19 protein-coding genes are annotated in these 19,022 nt (G+C 74.5%); 7 read left to right on the plus strand and 12 right to left on the minus strand.

Annotated elements, in window-relative coordinates:
• Positions 1 to 213: 213 nt before the first annotated feature.
• Entirely contained in the window at positions 214 to 1,203 is a 990-nt protein-coding gene (locus OG617_RS24785) for a DMT family transporter (protein WP_405095371.1), read from the minus strand.
• Positions 1,204 to 1,519: 316 nt separating this feature from the next.
• Entirely contained in the window at positions 1,520 to 2,107 is a 588-nt protein-coding gene (locus tag OG617_RS24790) for a general stress protein (RefSeq protein WP_405095372.1), read from the minus strand.
• Positions 2,108 to 2,330: 223 nt separating this feature from the next.
• On the opposite strand from OG617_RS24790, the gene OG617_RS24795 reads away from it, so the two are divergent.
• Together OG617_RS24795 and OG617_RS24800 are read left to right on the plus strand one after the other, a co-directional pair.
• Complete coding sequence (locus OG617_RS24795; protein WP_405095373.1) at positions 2,331 to 4,175, plus strand: glycoside hydrolase family 15 protein; 1,845 nt, start codon at positions 2,331 to 2,333, stop codon at positions 4,173 to 4,175.
• Positions 4,175 to 4,954, plus strand: a complete 780-nt coding sequence (locus tag OG617_RS24800; protein ID WP_405095374.1) for a glucose 1-dehydrogenase — start codon at positions 4,175 to 4,177, stop codon at positions 4,952 to 4,954. The genes OG617_RS24795 and OG617_RS24800 overlap by 1 nt, the downstream gene beginning before the upstream one ends.
• A 164-nt stretch (positions 4,955 to 5,118) precedes the next feature.
• Here OG617_RS24800 and OG617_RS24805 read toward each other — a convergent pair whose 3' ends face one another.
• Positions 5,119 to 6,495, minus strand: a complete 1,377-nt coding sequence (locus tag OG617_RS24805) for a glycoside hydrolase family 6 protein (protein WP_405095375.1) — start codon at positions 6,493 to 6,495, stop codon at positions 5,119 to 5,121.
• A gap of 132 nt (positions 6,496 to 6,627) precedes the next feature.
• Between OG617_RS24805 and OG617_RS24810 the strand changes: the two genes are divergently transcribed.
• A complete protein-coding gene (locus OG617_RS24810) occupies positions 6,628 to 7,128 on the plus strand; it encodes a metallophosphoesterase family protein (protein WP_405095376.1) in 501 nt (166 codons plus the stop codon).
• A gap of 67 nt (positions 7,129 to 7,195) precedes the next feature.
• On the opposite strand, the gene OG617_RS24815 is transcribed toward OG617_RS24810, so the two are convergent.
• Positions 7,196 to 7,807 carry a helix-turn-helix domain-containing protein gene (locus OG617_RS24815; RefSeq protein WP_405095377.1) on the minus strand — a complete coding sequence of 204 codons (612 nt, stop codon included), beginning with the start codon at positions 7,805 to 7,807 and terminating at the stop codon, positions 7,196 to 7,198.
• Between the two features lie 172 nt (positions 7,808 to 7,979).
• On the opposite strand from OG617_RS24815, the gene OG617_RS24820 reads away from it, so the two are divergent.
• The gene (locus OG617_RS24820) at positions 7,980 to 8,945 is read left to right on the plus strand and encodes an NAD(P)/FAD-dependent oxidoreductase (protein ID WP_405095378.1); all 966 of its coding nucleotides are present in this window, start codon (positions 7,980 to 7,982) and stop codon (positions 8,943 to 8,945) included.
• Positions 8,946 to 9,093: 148 nt separating this feature from the next.
• Here the strand turns inward: OG617_RS24820 and OG617_RS24825 are convergent, their stop codons facing one another.
• Both OG617_RS24825 and OG617_RS24830 read right to left on the minus strand, forming a co-directional pair.
• Positions 9,094 to 10,371 (minus strand): cation:proton antiporter, encoded by a 1,278-nt coding sequence (locus tag OG617_RS24825; RefSeq protein WP_405095379.1) that lies wholly within the window; start codon positions 10,369 to 10,371, stop codon positions 9,094 to 9,096.
• A gap of 274 nt (positions 10,372 to 10,645) precedes the next feature.
• Positions 10,646 to 12,772, minus strand: a complete 2,127-nt coding sequence (locus OG617_RS24830; protein ID WP_405095380.1) for a SpoIIE family protein phosphatase — start codon at positions 12,770 to 12,772, stop codon at positions 10,646 to 10,648.
• Between the two features lie 211 nt (positions 12,773 to 12,983).
• Between OG617_RS24830 and OG617_RS24835 the strand changes: the two genes are divergently transcribed.
• Positions 12,984 to 13,871, plus strand: coding sequence for a mechanosensitive ion channel family protein (locus OG617_RS24835; protein ID WP_405095381.1), 888 nt, complete (start codon positions 12,984 to 12,986; stop codon positions 13,869 to 13,871).
• Positions 13,872 to 13,925: 54 nt separating this feature from the next.
• Here OG617_RS24835 and OG617_RS24840 read toward each other — a convergent pair whose 3' ends face one another.
• A complete protein-coding gene (locus OG617_RS24840) occupies positions 13,926 to 14,300 on the minus strand; it encodes a DUF6401 family natural product biosynthesis protein (RefSeq protein WP_405095382.1) in 375 nt (124 codons plus the stop codon).
• Positions 14,301 to 14,465: 165 nt separating this feature from the next.
• On the opposite strand from OG617_RS24840, the gene OG617_RS24845 reads away from it, so the two are divergent.
• A complete protein-coding gene (locus tag OG617_RS24845; protein WP_405095383.1) occupies positions 14,466 to 14,912 on the plus strand; it encodes a hypothetical protein in 447 nt (148 codons plus the stop codon).
• A gap of 39 nt (positions 14,913 to 14,951) precedes the next feature.
• Here OG617_RS24845 and OG617_RS24850 read toward each other — a convergent pair whose 3' ends face one another.
• Positions 14,952 to 15,164, minus strand: coding sequence for a hypothetical protein (locus OG617_RS24850; protein WP_396681100.1), 213 nt, complete (start codon positions 15,162 to 15,164; stop codon positions 14,952 to 14,954).
• Between the two features lie 198 nt (positions 15,165 to 15,362).
• Here OG617_RS24850 and OG617_RS24855 point away from each other — a divergent pair, with 198 nt between their 5' ends.
• Positions 15,363 to 16,562, plus strand: coding sequence for an MFS transporter (locus tag OG617_RS24855; RefSeq protein ID WP_405095384.1), 1,200 nt, complete (start codon positions 15,363 to 15,365; stop codon positions 16,560 to 16,562).
• Between the two features lie 43 nt (positions 16,563 to 16,605).
• On the opposite strand, the gene OG617_RS24860 is transcribed toward OG617_RS24855, so the two are convergent.
• The 4 genes from OG617_RS24860 to OG617_RS24875 all read right to left on the minus strand — a co-directional run bounded on the left by OG617_RS24860 (position 16,606) and on the right by OG617_RS24875 (position 18,959).
• The gene (locus OG617_RS24860) at positions 16,606 to 16,869 is read right to left on the minus strand and encodes a hypothetical protein (RefSeq protein WP_405095385.1); all 264 of its coding nucleotides are present in this window, start codon (positions 16,867 to 16,869) and stop codon (positions 16,606 to 16,608) included.
• Between the two features lie 112 nt (positions 16,870 to 16,981).
• A complete protein-coding gene (locus OG617_RS24865) occupies positions 16,982 to 17,443 on the minus strand; it encodes an SRPBCC family protein (RefSeq protein ID WP_405095386.1) in 462 nt (153 codons plus the stop codon).
• A 53-nt stretch (positions 17,444 to 17,496) separates the two neighbouring features.
• Entirely contained in the window at positions 17,497 to 17,913 is a 417-nt protein-coding gene (locus OG617_RS24870) for a DUF2795 domain-containing protein (protein ID WP_405095387.1), read from the minus strand.
• A gap of 65 nt (positions 17,914 to 17,978) precedes the next feature.
• On the minus strand, positions 17,979 to 18,959 hold the full coding sequence (locus tag OG617_RS24875; protein ID WP_405095388.1) for a YihY/virulence factor BrkB family protein: 981 nt from the start codon (positions 18,957 to 18,959) through the stop codon (positions 17,979 to 17,981).
• Between the last annotated feature and the right edge of the window lie 63 nt (positions 18,960 to 19,022).

Below are 19,022 nucleotides of genomic sequence, written 5' to 3' on the forward strand. Positions count from 1 at the left end.
GATCGAGCACGACCTTGCACGCCTGGCTGATCGCCGGCGGCGGTTCCCGGGGTGGCCGCCCGGCCCCGGAATGCTCCGGAACTGGTAGGTCTCCGCTCATCGTCAGGGCAACGGTCGGTGACGGTCGCTGGCCTGGCGTACGAGGCGGAGTCGGCGGGTCAGCGCTGACCCCGCCTCGTACGGCCGAGGCCGCCGGGACGGGCGGCGCGTGTCTCAGCCGGAGCGTGCCGGCGTCGGGTGTTGCGCCGTCCCGGTCGGCGTGGCCTGCTGCGCCGCATTGGCCCGCTGCTCCCCGAGCGTCAGCGCGACCACGGCCCCGAGCAGCACGACCGAGCCGACGGTGGCGGTCACCGTGAGCCGCTCGTCGAGCAGCAGCACCGCGATGACAGTGGCGGTGACCGGCTCCATCAGCGCAATGACCGACGCGGTGGTCGCCCGGACCGTGGCCAGCCCGGCGAAGAACAGGCTGTACGCCAGCGCGGTCGGGGCGAACCCGAGGTAGGCGACCAGGCCCAGCACCTGGCCGGCGTCGCCCGAGGTGGGTAGGAGCCCTTCGAGCAGGGCCAGGGGGAGCAGGCACACCATCCCGACGGCGAACCCGCCCAAGGCCGTCGCCTGCGGGCTGCCGCTGGTGCCGTCACGGCCCATCTTCCGGTTGAGCAGGGTGACGCCGGCATACCCGCAGGCGGACAGCAGTGCGCAGGCCAACCCCAGCGCCGGTGCCGAGGCTCTGCTGGCGCTCCCGCCCCCCACCAAGAGGACCAGCCCGACCAGCGCCAGCGTGACCGTCACGGCGCCGGCCCTGCCGATCCGTTCTCCCATCAGGACGCGGGACCCGAGGGCGATGAGGATCGGCCCGGATCCCAGCGTGACCACCGTCGCGACGGCCAGCCCCGCGTAGCCCACGGCGGCGAAGTAGGCGGTCTGGTAGACGGCCAGCCCCACCCCGGTCGTCACCACGTGCCGCCACCGGCCGCGCGCCGGTGCGCTGGCCGGGGCTGCCGTGCGACGTCGGACCACCAGGTGACCGGCGGCGAGGAGCAGGACCCCGCCGGCGAACCGCCAGAAGGACACGGCCACCGGTCCCATGCCGCTGGTGTCGTAGAGGACGGCCGCCGCGGCGCCGCCGGTTCCCCAGGCGACAGCCGCCACGCAGATGTAGAAGATTCCTCGCCCCACGGAAGAGGGCGCGTTTGTGTTCACACAATTCTCCGTTGTCATCGCCGCCCGGGCACCAAAGAACGCACCCGGGCTCAGGAAGGTGAGAGCCGGGTCGGTGGAGGTGTCGTTACCGGGTCGGCGGTGGCGGCGAGACAACGAGGAAAGTCACCAGCACACCGTACCGAACGTCCAGGGTGTATCTGTCGCAGAACCGCAGTCTTTGATCTTGGGGATCGCCCGTCGCCCGCTCCCGATGGGTGGTTCGGGCGGGTGGTTCGGGCGGGTGGCTCGGGCGGGTGGTTCGGGCGGAGCGACGGCCCCGGGGCCGTCGCTCCGGGGCCGTCCGTCGGCGTCGGGCTCAGCGGGCCGTCGCGCCCGTCGGCGTCAGGTGCATCCGGCCCAGCAACTGCCGGGCCTGGTCGGCCTGGTCGGCGTCGACGGTTACCGCGTACTGGCCGGCGCGCAGGGAGCTGGCGGACGTGAAATCCCGCTGCCCACCGGTCATCGCGTGCGCGACCGCGCCGAACACCGCGCCCCAGATCGCGCCGATCACCAGGCCGACCAGGATCACCGCCACCCAGTTACCGGTGGTGAAGATGCCGAAGAGCAGCCCGATGAACAGGCCGAACCAGGCGCCGGTGCCCGCGCCGAGCAGGGCCGACCGGCCCGTGGTCATCCGGCCCAGCACCGTCTCGACCAGGGTGAGGTTCGTCCCCACGATCGCGGTGCGCTCCACCGGGAACCGGTTGTCGGCCAGGTAGTCCACCACCCGCTGTGCGGACGGATAGTCCGGGTACGACCCGATCGTCACGGTCGGGGTCCCGGCCGGCGGGCCGTGACCGGCGCCGCCGGGTGGGGCGGGACGGCCCGCCGGGCCGGACGGGAGGTCGTTTCCGCCCGATGTTCCGGGTTGCCAGGTCGCGGTGGGGTTCGAGGGTCTGAGCATGAGCATCCTCCTTCGTCGACCTCCCGCCTTCCCCCGGGCGGCGGGCGGTAACGCGCCGCCTCCCCCCGGTCCAGGGGTCCCCGTCCCGATCCGGATGCCCGACGCGCCGGACCGGTCTCCGGTCGCCGAGCCCCGACCGGGAGGGACGACGCGCGGGACCTGTCCGGCCGCATCCGGCGGTGCCCCGACGAATGCTGGTCGGCGCCGCCGGGTAGGCACGGCCGTGGACAGCGGACGGATCAGCGAGCACGGCTTCCTGGCCGACGGCCGCAGCGCGGCGCTGGTCGACCGGGCCGGCTCGGTCAACTGGTGGTGCCCGGCGCGGATCGACGCCCCGTCGGTCTTCGGGCGGCTGCTCGACGACGACGCGGGCCACTGGTCGATCCGGCCCGACGGCGACTTCACCACCGAACGCTCCTACCTGGAGGACACGCTGGTGCTGCGGACCGTCTTCACCACCCGGGACGGGTCGGTGGCGGTGACCGACACGCTGGCGCTGGAGCCCGGCGCGCGCGGCCACGACATCGGGCTGAGCTCGCCCCGGGTGCTGGCCCGGCTGGTGGAGGGCGTCTCCGGTGTGGTCCCGGTGCGGCTGCGCTACCGCCCCCGGTTCGAGTACGGCCGGGTCGTCCCGTACCTGGTGTGCACCGGCGACGGGGTGGAGGCGACCGTCGGCGCGGCCCGCCTGCGACTGCGCGGCGACGTGCCCGTGCGGTGCGGCGAGGGCGAGGCCGCCGCGACGTTCACCGTCCGGGCCGGCGAGTCGTACGGCTTCACGCTGGGGTACGCGCCGACCTACGACGCCGGCCCGCCCCTGACCCCCGACGCCGCGCCGACGGTTGCCGAGGCGGCGGCGGGCTGGCGGTCCTGGGCCGAGCTGCACCCGTACCACGGCCGGTTCGCGGAGCAGGTGCGCCGCAGCGCGCTGGTCGTGCAGGGCATGACCTACCAGCCCAGCGGCGCGATCGTCGCCGCGGCGACCACCTCGCTGCCCGAGCAGCTCGGCGGGAACCGCAACTACGACTACCGCTTTGTCTGGGTCCGCGACTTCAGCCTCACCCTCCAGGCGCTCTGGCTGGCGGCCTGTCCCGACGAGGCCAACCGGCAGTTCGCCTGGGTGGCCCACGCGATGGGCCGCATCGGGAACCAGCCGGTGCCCATCATGTACGGCGTGGAGGGCGAGCGGGACCTCTCCGAGCACCGCCTCGACGGCCTCGCCGGGTACGCCGACAGCCAACCCGTCTTCGTCGGCAACGACGCCTGGAAACAGCGGCAGACCGACGTGCTGGGGGAGGTCCTCGACGCGGCGTGGCTGATGCGCCACTACCTCGATCCGATGGACCCCGAGGTGCACCAGCTCCTGCGCGCCCTCGCCGACCAGGCGGTCGCCGACTGGCACCGCCCGGACGCCGGCATGTGGGAGGCCCGGGACGCGGAGCGGCACTACGTCTCGTCCAAGGTGCAGTGCTGGACCGCGCTGGACCGGGCGGTGCGCTTCGGCCCCCGCCTCGGCGACTCCGCCGACCTGGCCCGCTGGGCCGCCGCCCGCGACGAGGTTCGCGCGGCGGTGCTGGACCGGGGCTGGAACGACCGGCTCGGCGCGTACACCGGGGCCTTCGGCTCGGACGAGCTGGACGCCTCGGTGCTGATCATGCCGCTGGTGGGGTTCCTGCCCGCCGACGACGACCGGTTCCGCTCCACCATGGACGTCATCGAGGCCCGGCTGTCCCGCGACGGCCTGCTGCGCCGCTGGGACGGCGACCCGGCCGGCTTCGTCATCTGCTCGTTCTGGCTGGCGAGCTGCCTGGCGCTGGCCGGCGAGCTGGACCGGGCCGAGCGGATGTTCACGTCGCTCGCCAGCCGGATGAACGACCTGGGCCTGTTCGCCGAGCAGATCGACCAGGCCACCGGGGAGCAGCTCGGCAACTTCCCGCAGGCCTTCTCGCACATCGGCCTGATCAACGCCGCCGGCTGGCTGACCGAGGCCGACGAGCGGCGACGCCAGGGCGCGGACGGCCCGCGCCGGACCGTGCCGACAGGCGCGGGACGAACGGAGGGAGCACGCTGATGACCGGACGGCTCGACGGAAGGACCGCCCTGATCACCGGCTCGGACTCGGGCATCGGCCAGGCCACGGCCATCGAGTTCGCCCGCGAGGGCGCCGACGTGGTGGTGCACTACCTGCACGACCACGCCGGGGCCAACCACACCCGGGACAAGGTGGCGCAGGCCGGCCGGCGGGCGGTGGTGGTGCAGTGCGACATCACCGAGGAGTCCCAGGTCGAGGCGATGTTCGACGAGGCCCTGGCGGAGTTCGGGGCGCTCGACGTGCTGATGAACGACGCCGGGGTGGACGCCTCGGGCATCCCGGTGGCCGACCTGGACACCGAGACCTGGGACCGGGCCATCCGGACCAACGTCTACGGGGCGTTCTTCTGCTCCCGCCGGTTCGTCCGGCACCGCCGGGACCAGGGCGGCCACGGGAAGATCATCAACATCACCTCGGTCCACCAGGAGGTGGCCCGGGCCGGCGGCTCCGACTACGACACCAGTAAGGGCGCGCTGCTGGAGTTCGCCAAGAGCCTGGCCCTGGAGGTGGCGCCGATGCACCTCAACGTCAACAACATCGGGCCGGGGATGGTGCTCACCCCGTTCAACCAGAAGGCCATCGACGACCCGGCGTACCTCCAGGAGCAGGTGCAGAGCATCCCGTGGAAGCGGGCCGCCCTGCCCGAGGAGATCGGCCGGCTCGCCGTCTTCCTGGCCAGCGACGACGCCGACTACGTGACCGGTTCGACGTACTTCATGGACGGCGGGCTGATGCAGAACCAGGGCCAGGGCGCCTGAGCGCGTCCGCTCGGATCGATCGCCGGCGCGGGCCGGCCGACCCGTGGGCGCTCCCCGGTCAACCGTCGACGGTACGGACCGGCGGGGCCCCGGGTGCGGGGCCCCGTCGGCCGGGGTGGTGCGCGTCGGCGGGCGTGGTGCGCGTCGGCGTCGCCGTCGCGGGGTCAGGAGCAGGCAGCCCCGTTGAGGGTGAAGCCGACCGGGGTGGGCAGCGTGCCGCCGGAGTAGGTGCCCTGGAAACCGACGCTCAGCGTGCCGCCGGCCGGCAGGCTGCCGTTCCAGGCGGAGTTGCGCACGGTGATCTGCTCACCGCTCTGGCTCCACTCGCCGTTCCAGCCGCCGGTGAGCCGTACGCCGGGGCCGGCGGTGAAGGCCACCGTCCACGAGCTGAGCGCCCCGCCCCGGTTGGTCACCCGCAGTTCGGCGGTGAACCCGCCGGTCCAGGTGTTCGGGGTGAAGGTGACCGCGCAGCCCCGGGCCGGCGTGGTCGGTGGCGCGGTGGTGGGCGGCGCGGTCGTCGGGGGCGCGGTGGTGGGGGCGGCCGTGGTGGGGGCGGCGGTGGTCGGGATCGGCCCAGCGGCGACCGCCAGGTCGTACGCCCGCTGCGGGACGAACTGGCCGGCCCCGGCGAGGCAGCCGTCGGCCTCGCCGGGCAGCTTCACCCAGAGGTACGCGTCGATCGCGCTGTCCCCGGTGGCGGTGGTGCTCGGCGTGCCGATCGCCCGCCCCGGCGGGTCGCACCACTCCGAGCCGGCCGGGCCGTTGCCGTTGCGGCTGGTGTCGACCACGGCCTTCAGCCGGGACACGCCGGTGGCGGCGATGACCTGCTTGGCGTACCCGACGGACTCGGCGGTGGTCCGGTAGTTGGAGACGTTGAGCGAGATGCCGTCGGCGCTGTTGGCGATGTCCGCGCCGGTCAGCCGGGCGGCGATGTCGGCGGGGGAGAGCCACGCCGAGTGCCCGGCGTCGAAGTAGACCTTCGCCTGTGCCGAGCCGGCCTTGAGCTTCTTGCCGGCGTACGCCATGGATGCCTTGGTCTCGGCCTGCTGGGCGGCGCTCTGGCAGTTCGTCATCAGCGGGAGCACGTCCGGCTCCAGCACGATCGAGGCGGGCCGGCCGGCCAGCCCGGCGGCCACCTGGTCGACCCACTGCCGGTAGCTGGCGTGGTCCGGCGCGCCGCCACCGCTGGCGCCGCTGCAGTCCCGGTTCGGGATGTTGTAGACCACCAGGATCGGGATCCTCCCCGCCGCGGCGGCGGCCCCGACGAACTGGTCCACCTCGGCCCGTACGGTGGGGGTGTTGGTCCGGGTGTACCAGCGGGCCTGCGGGACGGCGGCGATCCGGTCCCGGATCACGGCGGCGCGCTGGTCGCCCGGATTGGCGGCCACCCACTGGGCGGCGTTGGTCTGCGGGTCGACGTAGAACACGGAGTCGGCGGCCACGGCCGGCGCGGTTCCGACGAGGCCGACCGCGACGGTGGCGGCGGCGGCGAGTGTGGTCGCGCCGGCGGCCAGGGCCGCGAGCGCCGGTCTGCTTCGCATGGGGCGTCCTCCATGTATCGATGAAAGTGCGTGGAAGCGCTCCCACGCGTTCCCGTCAAGGTACGCGCCTGTTGCCGGCGTGTGAAGACCCCGTGACGCCCCCGCCGGCCCTCGGGGGGCGAGAATTGCGGAATGCGCCTGGTGATCACGGCCGACACCCACGTGCCGAAGCGGGCCCGCGACCTGCCGGCGCCGCTCTGGGCGGCGATCGACGCCGCCGACGTGGTGCTGCACGCCGGGGACTGGGTGGACGTCGCGCTGCTCGACGCCATCGAGGCCCAGGCCCGCCGCCTGATCGGCGTGTACGGCAACAACGACGGGCCCGAACTGCGGGCCCGGCTGCCCGAGGTGGCCCGGGTCGAGCTGGACGGCCTGCGGGTCGCCATGGTGCACGAGACCGGCCCGCGGGCCCGCCGCGAGGAGCGCTGCTCCGCCGCGTACGGCGACGCGGACCTGCTCGTCTTCGGCCACTCGCACATCCCGTGGGACACCGTCGCCCCGGGCGGGCTACGGCTGCTCAACCCCGGCTCGCCGACCGACCGGCGCAGCCAGCCGTACGCCACCTACCTGACGGCGCGGGTGGCGGCGGGACGGCTCGACCGGGTCGAGCTGCACCGCCTGCCACCGCGCTGACCTCCCGCGACCGGGCGCGCTTTCTTCAAGATCAAAAACAGGCATGGCCCCGGACCCACCGCAGGGGTCAGCGCTCGTCGGGTCGCTCCGGCGGGTGCTGCGCCTTCGGCCGGGCGCGCAGGTGGGCGCGCTCTCCCTGCCGGCCGAAGAGGCTGAGGAACTCGACCGGCTCGCCGTCGGCGGCCCCGAACCAGTGCGGCACCCGGGTGTCGAACTCGGCGGCCTCGCCGGGGGTCAGCTCCATGTCCCGCTCGCCGAGGACGAGCCGAAGCCGGCCGTTGAGCACGTAGAGCCACTCGTAGCCCTCGTGGGTCTGCGGGTCCGGTTCCCGCCGGCGGTTGCCGGCCGGGATCACCAGCTTGTACGCCTGGATGCCGCCGGCCCGGCGGGTCAGCGGGAGCATGGTCATGTCGTGCCGGCTGACCGGGCGCAGGTGGACGCGCGGGTCGCCGGTCGGCGGGGCGCCCACCAGGTCGTCGAGCGTCACGCCGTGCGCCCGGGCCAGCGGGAGTAGCTGCTCCAGGGTCGGCCGGCGGGCGCCGGACTCCAGCCGGGACAGGGTGCTCACCGAGATCCCGGTCGTCGCCGACAGGTCGGCCAGGGTGGTCTCGCGCTGCCGGCGCAGCGCACGGAGCCGGGGCCCCACCCCGGCGAGCGCGCGGTCGAGGTCGTCGCCCATGCCACCAGTTTGCCAGACCGGCAACGGAGCTTGCAGTCCACGCGGCCGGGCGGGCACAGTGGCCGGGGAGGGGCGCGGCGGCGCGTGGCCGGGGGCGGGCACGGTGGCCGGGGAAAGGCGCGGCCGCGCGTGCCGGGGGCGGGCCCGGCCGGGAACGCCCTACCATCACCGGATGGATGCGGACCGGACACGGGTCGTGGTGGTCGGGGCGGGGATCGCCGGGGTGGCGTGCGCCGCCGAGCTGGTCCGGGCGGGCGTCCCGGTACAGATCCGCGAGCGCGCCCGGGTGGCGGGTGGCCGGATGGCCAGCAAGCGGTTCGACGGGCGCCCGGCGGACATCGGCGCGGCGTACTTCACCGTCAGCGACCCGGACTTCGCCGAGGTGGTGCGCGGCTGGGCGACCGCCGGGCTGGCCCGGGAGTGGACCGACACCTTCGTGGCGTACTCCGCGCAGGGCCGGCGCGAGGTCCCCGGACCGGTGCGCTGGGCGGCCCCGCGCGGGCTGCGGTCGCTGGTCGAGCACCTGGCCGCCGACCTGCCGGTGATGGTCGACCGGCTGGTGCTCGGCGTCGACCCCGGGCCGGCCGTCGACGGCTCGCCCTGCGCCGCCGTGGCGCTGGCCGTGCCCGGCCCGCAGGCTGCCCTGCTGCTCGACCCGGCGCTCGCGGCGGCCACCGCCGCCGTGCAGGCGCAGCGGTGGTCGCCGACGCTGAGCGCGGTGCTGCGCTTCCCGGCCCGGTCCTGGCCCGACTTCCGCGGCGCATTCGTCAACGACCATCCCCTGCTCAGGCTCGTCTGCGACGACGGAGACCGGCGTGGCGACGGCGCCCCGGTGCTGGTCGCGCACACCACGGCCACGTTCGCCGCCGGTCACCTCGCCCAGCCGACCGGGGCCGGCCGGGCCATCGAACAGGCCGTCCGCGACCTGCTCGGCCTGCCCGAGCCCGCCGCGCTCGTGCACGTGCACCGCTGGGCGTACGCCACGCCGGCCGCGCCGGGCGAGGCCGGGACGTACCACCTGGACGCCGACGGCATCGGGCTGGCCGGCGACGCCTTCGGCAAGCCCCGGGTGCAGACCGCCTGGCGCTCGGGCCGCGACCTCGGCCGCGCCCTGGCCACCCGCCTAACCCCCTCCTAACCACCCCCGTTCCGCCCCGCCCCCGCCTCCGTCCCCACCCCCGCCCCCGTCGATCTTGCACTTGCGGCCCGTGTTCTGCGGCCTTCGTCCGTTATATTCGGGCCGTAAGTGCAAGATCGCGGGTTGGGGCGGGGGCGGGTGGGGGTGGCTAGACGGGGGTGGGGGTGGGGGTGGGTTCGGCGGGGGTCTCGGTGCGTTCGCCCGCGCGGTCGAGGAGTTGCATGACCGGGGTGGCGGCGACGCCGTGCACCACCACCGAGACGATCACCACCAGCCCGACCGTGGCCCAGATCAGGTCGGCCTGCGGAAAGTCCGCCTTCGTCGTCGCGTACGCCAGGTAGTAGAGCGAGCCGACGCCCCGGATGCCGAACAGCGAGATCACCCAGTGTTCCGCCGGTCGACCCGGCGCGCCGCGCAGCGACAGCCACCCGGCCAGCGGCCGGACCACGAGGACCAGCGCCAGCCCGACCAGCGCCGCCGGCCAGGTCAGCGGGGCGAGCAGACCGCCGACCACCGCGCCCCCGAAGAGCAGCAGCAGCAGGACGGTCAGCAGCCGCTCGATCTGCTCGGCGAAGTCGTGCAGCACCGAGTGGAACTCGTGGGTCCGCTCGGCCGCCCGGATCGCCCGGGCCGCCACGAAGACGGCCAGGAAGCCGTAGCCGCCGACCACCTCCACCAGCCCGTACGCGAGGAAGGTGGCGGCCAACGCGAGGAAGCCCTCGGCGTGCCGGGCGAGCCGCAGCTCGCTCGGGGCCCGGAAGAACAGCTTGCCGAGCAGCCAGCCGACCAGCAGCCCGCCGCCGATGCCGACGGCCAGCTTGTACAGCACGTCCACGGTGAACCAGTCGGCGAACCAGTCCGCCGGGGCGAGGCTGGTGCTGGCGATCGCGATGGCCGCGTACACGAAGGGGAAGGCCAGGCCGTCGTTGAGGCCGGCCTCCGAGGTCAGCGCGAAGCGCACCTCGTCCTCGGAGTCCTCCACGTCGGTCGGCTCGCCGACCTGCACATCGGCGGCGAGCACCGGGTCGGTCGGGGCCAGCGCCGCGCCCAGCAGCAGCGCTGTGGCCGGCACGAGGCCCGCCCACCACCAGCCGAGCAGCGCCACGGCCGCGATGCAGATCGGCATCGCGATCGCCAGCAGCCGCCAGGTGGACGACCACCTGGCCCAGCTCAACGGACGGTCGATCTTGAGGCCCGCGCCCATCAGCGCGACGATCACGCCGATCTCGGTGAGGTGGGTGGCGATCTCGGGATGCGCCAGCGGGTCCGGGCTGGGCAGCCCGGTGGGCAGGATGAAGATCAGCATGCCCAGGCCGAGGAACGCGATCGGCATGGACAATGGCCGGCGCTCCAGCAATCGGGGGAGGATCCCGGCGAGCAGGGCGCCCAGCCCCACCACCGCGAACGCGACGTCTACCGGTTCCACCGCACCACCCTTCGACCTCGCCCACGGCCGTGGGCAGGTGGTGACGGTCCTTGCCCCGTCGGCGGCCCCGGTATGCGCGCCGCCCGTAACTGATCCGCCGGCTCACCGGTCCCGCAGGCCCACGGGCTCCGGGCGGTCAGCCCTCGGTGACCCACGCGGACGACCCTCCGGCGCACGTGGGAGGTCGTCCGGGGCGAGGCCCTTCGCGGCGGCGGTCACCCGACCGGTCGCTGTCGTTGTACTTCGCGGCGAGCCCTGTCCGCCCGCCGCCCGGCTACCCGGACGGGACGAGGATCTCGAACCAGACCGTCGAACCGCGCACCGTCGGGTCGGTGCCCCAGGCGTCGCTGAGCTGCTCGATCAGGCCGAGCCCGCGGCCCCGACTGCTCAACGTGTCGGTGCGGGCCCGGGTCACCGTGCCCCGGGTGCCGGAGTCGGCCACCGACACCAGCAGCCGCTCCGGGCTGAGGTCGATCTCGACCCGGGCGGCGGTTCCGGCGTGCAGCAGCGCGTTGGTGGTCAGCTCGCTGGTGCACAGCACGGCGGCCCCGATCACCGCCTCGGGCACCTGCCAGTCGGCCAGCTGGGCCGTCAACCAGTGCCGCACCCGGCTCGGCGCGGTCGGCTCCGCCGGCACCTCCATGCTCGCCGAGCGGCTCGGCATCAGCGCGTGCTCCACCGCCAGCACCGCCACGTCGTCCTCGGTGGCGCCTTCCACGGCGGCGGTCGCGACCGCGCACAGCGCCCGGGGGTCGCCGCTGGGGGCACCGGCCACGGCGGCGGCCAGGTCGTCCAGCCCGGCGGTGAGGCTCTGCCACCGCCGCTCCACCACCCCGTCGCTGAACAGCAGCACGGTGTCCCCCGGGGCGAACGGGACCGTGGTGGTGCGCGGAGCGCAGCCCAGCCCGAGCGGGGCCCCGGGCGGCACGTCCAGGTACTGCGCCACCGACCCGCCGTCGGGGCCGGCGCGGCGCACCAGCGGCGCGGGGTGTCCGGCGCTGGCCAGGGTGAGCTGCTCCCGCTGCGTGTCGACCACCCCGAACACCACGGTCACGAACAGCTCGTACGTGCCGGTCTCGGTGCCGAGGCTGCCCACCAGGCGGTCCAGCCCGGCGAGCACGGCGTCCGGCCGGGGATCGGCCAGGGCCAGCGCGCGCAACGCCGCCCGGACCTGGCCCATCCGCGCCGCCGCCTGCACGTCGTGCCCGGCCACGTCGCCGAGCACGATGCCCAGCTCGCCGGTGGGCAGCAGGAACGCGTCGTAGAAGTCCCCACCGGCGGCGTTGCCGTCGACGCCAGGGTCGTACCGGGCGGCGATCCGCAGCCGGGGCAGGTCCGGCAGGCGCTCGGGCAGCATGCTGCGTTGCAGGAGCTGGGCGGTGCCGTGCTGGGTCTCGAACCGGCGGGCGCGCTCGGCGGCCTGGCCGATCAGCTCGGCCGAGGCGGCGAGCAGGGCGCGTTCGGCGGCCGGCCAGAGGTGGGCCTCGTGGTAGCCGACGGTCAGGCCGCCGCGCAGGACCGACGTCCGCAGCGGCTGGGCGGCCAGCGCCCGGACCTTCTGGTCGTGCCGGTCCACCGCGATGTCCCGCAGCGGCTGCCCGTCGCCGACGAACTGGGGCACGCCGCTGCGGGCGGCCACGATCAGCGGCCCGGGGGAGTCGGCGGGCGAGCGCCGCCAGAGCGGGGGCAGCCGCTCGTCGGCCTCGTCCAGCAGCTCGCCGCGCACCCGCCGGACCGTGCGCCAACCCGCGCCGTCGTCCACGCCGAAGGTGACCCGGTCGGCGTCGAACGCGGTCAGCAGGTAGCGCAGGGCGACCCGGGCGACGTCGTCCAGGGTGAGCGTGCCGGCCAGCGCGGCGGCCACGTCGCTGAGGCTCTGCAGCTGCTCGGTGACCTGGCTGGTCTCGGCGGCGACGGTCAGCACCCCGACGATCCGTCCGGTGCTGTCCCGCACCGGGGAGTGGCCCCGGGTGAACACGGCCTGCTCGCGGGAGCCGGGGCGGTGCCGGTCGAACGGGAACGCAGCCTCCTTCTCCAGGAACGACTCGCCCTGCCGGTAGGCGCGGTCGATCACGTCGCCGACGCCGGGCTCGGCCCACACGTCGGCGAACACCTCGGCCGCCGGCCGGCCCACCGCGCCGGGGTGGCGGTCGCCGATCAGCGCCGCGTACCCGTCGTTGTAGAGCAGCAGGAGGGCGTCGCCGTACGTGAACGCCATCGGCACCGGCGAGGCGAGGACCAGGTCCACCACCCCGCGTAACCCCGGGTCCCAGCCCTGGGGCGGGCCGAGCGCAGTGCCGGCCCAGGGATGGCCGAGAACGACGTTCGCCGCCCCGGAGGCATCCGTCTCCGACGCGGCGCGCGTCGCTGGCGTGGGCACTCGCCCGACCGTGCCTGGCATGCCCGCAGCCTAGCCGGAGCGCCCGGACGGCGGCCCGATCGAGGGCCGGGACGGCGGTGCGCGCCGCGCCGCCGCCCGCTCCCGGTGTGCATCAGTGCAGGCCAGGGCCGTTCTGGACGGAGATGTCGGGAAATTCATTGCCCGGCGCTCGGCGTGCTGCCGGGCGGACCGGGTATGCGCGCGCCGAAGTCCATGCGACAGGAGGGACACCATGCAGAAAACCCTCGCGGTCGGGCAGGTAGACATCGGGGACGCCCTGACCGATATGTGGAGGTCGGTGCTGCTCTTCATCCCGAGGGCGATCGCGTTCATCGTGATCCTCGTGGTGGGGTGGCTCATCGCCAAAGCGGTCCTCAAGATCGTGGACGCGGCATTGGAACGGGTGGGGTTCGACCGTGCGGTCGAACGGGGCGGCGTGAAGCGCGCGCTGGAACGCACCAAGTACGACGCCAGCGACATCCTGGCGAGGCTCGCGTACTACGCCGTCCTGCTGTTCACCCTGCAGTTCGCCTTCGGGGTGTGGGGGCCGAACGCGATCAGCGACCTGATCCGGGGCGTGGTCGCCTGGCTGCCGCGGGCGTTCATCGCGATCATCGTCGTGGTGGTGGCCGCCGCGATCGCCAACGCGGTGCGCGACCTGGTCACCGGCTTCCTGGGCGGGCTGTCGTACGGCCGCGTGCTGGCCGACCTGACAGCGATCTTCATCCTGGCGCTCGGCATCATCGCCGCGCTGAACCAGGTGGGCATCGCCACCACCGTCACCACCCCGGTGCTGATCGCGGTGCTCGCCACGGTGGCCGGCATCCTGATCATCGGCGTCGGCGGCGGCCTGGTGCGGCCGATGCAGAACCGCTGGGAGGGCTGGCTCAACCGGGCCGCCGAGGAGTCCCGGTCGCTGCGGGAGCACCGCCAGGCCCAGGCCGCCGGCCGGGGCGACGTCGAGCGGCGGATGGCCGACCGGGCGGGCGCCGAGCGCACCCAGGCCATGCCCCAGCCCGAGGGCTCGATGTCCGGCGCTCGCGGCGGGCAGCAAGGCACGTACCGCTCCGGCGGCACGCCGGGCGACGAGACCCAGCAGTTCGGCCGCCCGGGTACCTGACGGGAGGAGCACGGGGGAGGGGGTCCGCGCGGGCCCCCTCCCCGCTCGCGTACGTCAGAGGGTGGGCAGCGGCGTCGGGCCGGTCTCCAGCGCGCGGGCCAGGGCGCAGACCGCCAGCAGGCGGGCCAGCGGCCAGTCGGCCTCCGACCAGTCCGTCGACCGGGTGGGCGGCTGCCAGCCGTGCTCCCGCGCCGCGTCCCGAACGCCCTCGGCGTACCCGGCGAGCGCGGCCGGGCTCAGCGGCCGGCGGTCGCCGCCGAGGCTGTCCCGGACGGCCGCGGCGTGCTGGTCGATCTCGGCGAGCAGCCCGGGCCGGGCCGCCGCCGCGGCGAGCCCGGCGGTGCCGATCGCGACGGTCAGCCGGGCGAGGACGCTGTTGGCGGAGTCCGCTGCGGAACGGCTGACCACCTGCTTCGACGGCACACGCATGAGAAACGAGGTTAACCGGCTGGTAACCGGGGCGGAGTCGGCCGCTCGGCCGGTACCGGGTCCTCCGCCCATCGGCCGGCACCCGACCGGGTGGATCGACCCGGTCGCGACGGGGCAGAAGGGAGGCTGCGCGCACGCCGCGCGGCCGACACCGTGGAGGGGCAGATGGGACACCAGGACGGGCCCGACGAGCAGCACCGCCGCCCGCCGGGGGTGGGCGACGCCACCGTGGCGGCGCTGGGCAGGCTCAGCGAGGCGCTGGAGACCGTGGAGCGGGCCCGCGGGCACCTCTACTCGATGCACCAGCTCATCGGCCACGCCGACCTGATGCTCGACGACGCCGTGGCGAAGTTCCGCGCCGCCGGGCACGACGCGATCGCCGACCGGATCGCCACCGACCTGCTCGGCCGCAACGTGATCGCCGGCCGGTGGACCTTCCAGATCGTCGAGGACTTCGATGACGGGTACCACGCGCTGTTCCGGGACCTCGACCGTCGGGCGCGCGAGGAGCTGGCCGGCGGCCGGCGGCACCTGTACGAGGCGGAGATGAAGGAGCGGCGGCGCACCCGGGGCCGGGCCGGGCACGAGGCGCGGCCGGGCGGTGAGGGCTGACCCCGTGCCCTGACCCGGGCACGGGGGCCGGCTGGGGGACTAGTCGGAGGAGGGCGCGCCGGCGGGGCGGCGCCGCGAGGCGTCGTCCGCGATGATCACTGTGGCCACCATCAGGGCGACACAGAGGCTGAACAGCCAGGAGTCGTCGGTGGCGAACTTGGCGGCCACCGGCGCCTGGACGGCGGCGAGGAGGAAGCCGAACCAGGCGAGACGGCGTTGACGAACGGTGAGGAACCCGGAGGCCTGCTGCATTCCGAAAGTCTTACGCGGTACCCGCCGAACGCCGTCACCCGATCGGACGATTCTGGATGACCTGTCCGCCTTTGCGGCCACCCGTACCGCGCTTTTTGTCGTTTCGGGGGTAGCGGTCGCCGCGGGTTTTTGTTCCCGAGGGACGTGGTCGGACCGGCCGGGGCGGGGTCGGCCGGGGGTGGGGCAGGATGGGCGGCCGTGTCCACCTCCGCCCCGCCCCGCGCCTCGCTGCTCCTGCTCGCCTACCTCGCGTTCGTCAGCCTCGGCCTGCCGGACGGGCTGATCGGCGTCGGCTGGCCGTCCATCCGGGCGGACTTCGACGTGCCCACCGAGGCGGTCGGCCTGGTGCTCACGGCCGGCACCGTCGGATATCTCACCTCCAGTCTGGTGGCCGGCTTCACCCTGGCCCGGCTCGGCGTCGGCCGGCTCCTCGCCGGCAGCACGCTGCTGGCCAGCCTGGCCCTCACCGGCTACGCCACCAGCCCGGCGCTCGCCGTCATGGCGGCCTGCGCGCTGGTGCTCGGGCTCGGCTCCGGGGCGATCGACTCCGGGCTCAACGCGTACGCGGCCGGCGCGTTCGGGCCGCGCCACATGAACTGGATGCACGCGTTCTTCGGGCTCGGCGTGGCCATCGGCCCGCTGATCATGACGGGGGCGCTCGCCGTCGGCCTCTCCTGGCGCTGGGGGTACGGCCTGGTCGCCGCCGCCCAGCTCGCCCTCGCCACCGCGTTCGCCCTCGCCGTGCGGGCGTGGCGGGACCGGTCCGCGGCGGGTGCGGGCGGGCCGGGGTCACCAGACCCCGGGCCGCAGGAGGCCGCCGCCGTCCCGGTCCGGGTACGCGAGACCCTGCGACTGCCGGCCGTCTGGCTGGGCTCGCTCGCCTTCGCGGTGTACGTCGCGATCGAGGCCGCCGCCGGGCTCTGGGCGTTCCTGCTGCTCACCGAGGGGCGAGGGGTGACCGCCGAGGTGGCCGGCGTCTGCGTCTCGGGCTACTGGGGCAGTTTGTTCGTGGGGCGGGTGGTCCAGGGCATCGGGTCCGAACGGCTCGGCGCCGCGAAGGTGCTACGCGGAAGCCTGCTCGGCATGGCCGCGGGCGCCGCGCTGATCGCCCTGCCCGCCCCGGCCTGGGTGGCGGTGGCCGGCCTGCTGGTGCTGGGCTTCGCCGCCGCGCCGGTGTTCCCGCTGCTCATGCTCACCACCGCCGAGCGGGTCGGCGCCGCCCACGCCGACCGGACCGTCGGGGTGCAGATCGCCGCCGCCGGGCTGGGTGGTGCGCTGGTGCCCACCGGGATCGGCGTGTTGGTCGGCAACACCTCGGTCCAGGCCCTCGGGCCCGCGCTGACGGTCCTCGCCGTGGTGCTGTTCGCCCTGCACGCCGCCACCTCCCGGCGGCGCTGAGCCGCCCGCCGTCGGGGCGGGGCGGGGGCGGGGCGGGTGGGCATCACATGTTGTCCGGGCCGGTCCGTCCCATGGTCGACGCCCGGTACGCCCGGTCGGCGTCCGTGCGCTCGCGCTCCCGCTCGGCCGGTGCCGCGCCGCGGTCCACCGCCTCCGGGCCGTGCCCGAACGTGGCCTCCTCGCCGGCGTCGTTGGCCGTCACGTCGTCGGACTGCCCGTCGAGCGTCGATCGGGCGATCGCCCGGTCCAGTTCCTCCAGCGGGAGCCGTTCCTCGTCGCGCCACACGTGGCTGTCGTTGTCGGTCATGCTGTCGCCGTACCCGGGGGTGGTGATCGCAAACGGCCGGGCCGTCGCCGTACCCGGACAACGACGACGGCCGCCGGGAGTCGGCGGCCGTCGTCAACGCGTGCCCGGAGGATCAGGGCTGCGGGCGGTCCACGGCCCCCCGCCAGGCGCCGGTCTCCTGACCGCGCCGCTCGATGAACGTCTTGAACCGCTCCAGGTCGCCCTTGGCGCGGCGGTCGACGACGCCGAGCTTGTCGCCGGCCTGCTCCACCACGCCGTGCGGCTCGAACTCCAGTTGGAGGGTGACCCGGGTGTTGCCCTCGTCGAGGCGGTGGAAGGTCACCACGCCGGCCTGCTGGGTGCCGCCGGTGGACTTCCAGGCGACGCGCTCGTCCGGCAGCTGCTCGGTGATCTCGGCGTCGAACTCGCGCTTGACCCCGGCGATCTCCACCGTCCAGTGGGTCTTCGTGTCGGAGACCTGCCGGACCTCCTCCACACCCTCCATGAAGTGCGGGAACTCCTCGAACTGGGTCCACTGGTCGTACGCGGTCCGGATCGGGACGGACACGTCAACGTGCTCGGTGAGGTCACTCATCGACAATCCTCCTCAGTGCGCCGGCGTGTTTGTCGGATCGTGGGCCGATCCGGTCACCAGCGTGTCGTCTCGTTCTTGTGCCCGAGCGCGGCCCACACCTCGGAAATCGTCTGGTAACGGGTGCCCGGCGGCAGGCCCTCCAGGGCGGCGACGATGTCGTCGGGCGCGTTGTTGCCGCGCGCGTTCGCGACCAGCGCGTCCCGGTCGCCGGGCAGGGCGGTCATCGTGATGAACCGCCCGAGCCTGCTGCGCGCCTCCACGTCGGTGGAACTCATCCCCTGCGGGGAGCCGGTGCGCAGCTCGCCGGCCGGCGCCGTGGTCGGCTCCGGCTGGTCCTCGCCCGCGGGCTCGGGCTGCCGGGACTCGTCGACCCGCGAGCCACCGGTCCCCGGGCCCTGCACCAGGCCGCTGACCTCCTGGCTCATCTGCTCGTCAACCCTCGGGCTGTGCTTGCTGCTGCCACGTTCCATGTCTCCTGCGCTACCCGAGGGGGCCGCCGGTAAACCGAAGGGGACGCCTGGAAAGCGGCAAACAGTCACGAATCGACCGCTGACCGGGGCGGCAGCACCGGCTCGCCCGGGTCGGGGTCGCCGGCCTGGATCTGCCGGCCCCGTTGCAGCTCGGCGTTGATCTGCACGCCCAGCATCAGCGCGCAGTTGGACAGGTAGAGCCAGACCAGGAACGCGATCACCGCGCCGAGGCTGCCGTAGGTGACGTCGTACGAGCCGAAGTTCGCCACGTACAGGCCGAAGCCGAAGGAGACCAGCGCCCAGGAGACCAGGGCCACCGTCCCGCCCGGGGTGAGCCAGCGGAACCGCGGCTGACGCACGTTCGGGGCGATCCAGAACAGCAGCGACAGCAGCGACATCACCACCATGGCCAGCACCGGCCACTTCACGACGCTCCACACCGTCCGGGCCAGCCCGCCGGCGTTGATCAGGTTGCCCACCGCGTCAGTGACCGGGCCGCTGACGATCAGGCCGGTGGCCACCACGGCCAGCAGCACCAGCGTCACGGCGGCCAGGCCGATCTGCAACGGGCGCAGCCTCCAGACCGGCCGCCCCTCCCGCACCCCGTAGATGGCGTTGGAGGCCCGGGTGAACGCCCCGATGAACCCCGACGCCGACCAGAGCGCGCCGAGCAGACCGAAACTGAGCAGCACCTTCGCGCCGCTCTGCTGGTCCACCACGCCCCGCACGACGCCGACGAAGCCGTCGTTGCCGACCATCGACCCGGCCCCCACCTCGCGGGCCAGGTCGATCACGGTGTCCACCGTCCGCTCGCCGTCGGAGACGAGCCCGACCAGGGCGACCACCACGATGGTGGACGGGAACAGCGCGAGCACCCCGTAGTAGGTGAGCGCGGCGGCCCAGTCCGCGCAGTTGTCCTTCACGAAGTTCTGACCGCTGCGCACCAGCACCCCGCGCCAGGTGTGCCAGCTCAGCTGGCGTACCCGCCGGGGGAGCCGCAGCGGCCCGCCGGAAGGAGCCGTGCCCGGTTCCGTCGTCGCTGTCATTGACCGCCCCCTGCGCCCAGGCGGCCCGGGTGCCGGCCACCCCGTTGCTCGCCTGGCCCCGCC

Source organism: Micromonospora sp. NBC_01412 (genome assembly GCF_045040215.1).
Taxonomy (GTDB): domain Bacteria; phylum Actinomycetota; class Actinomycetes; order Mycobacteriales; family Micromonosporaceae; genus Micromonospora; species Micromonospora rubida.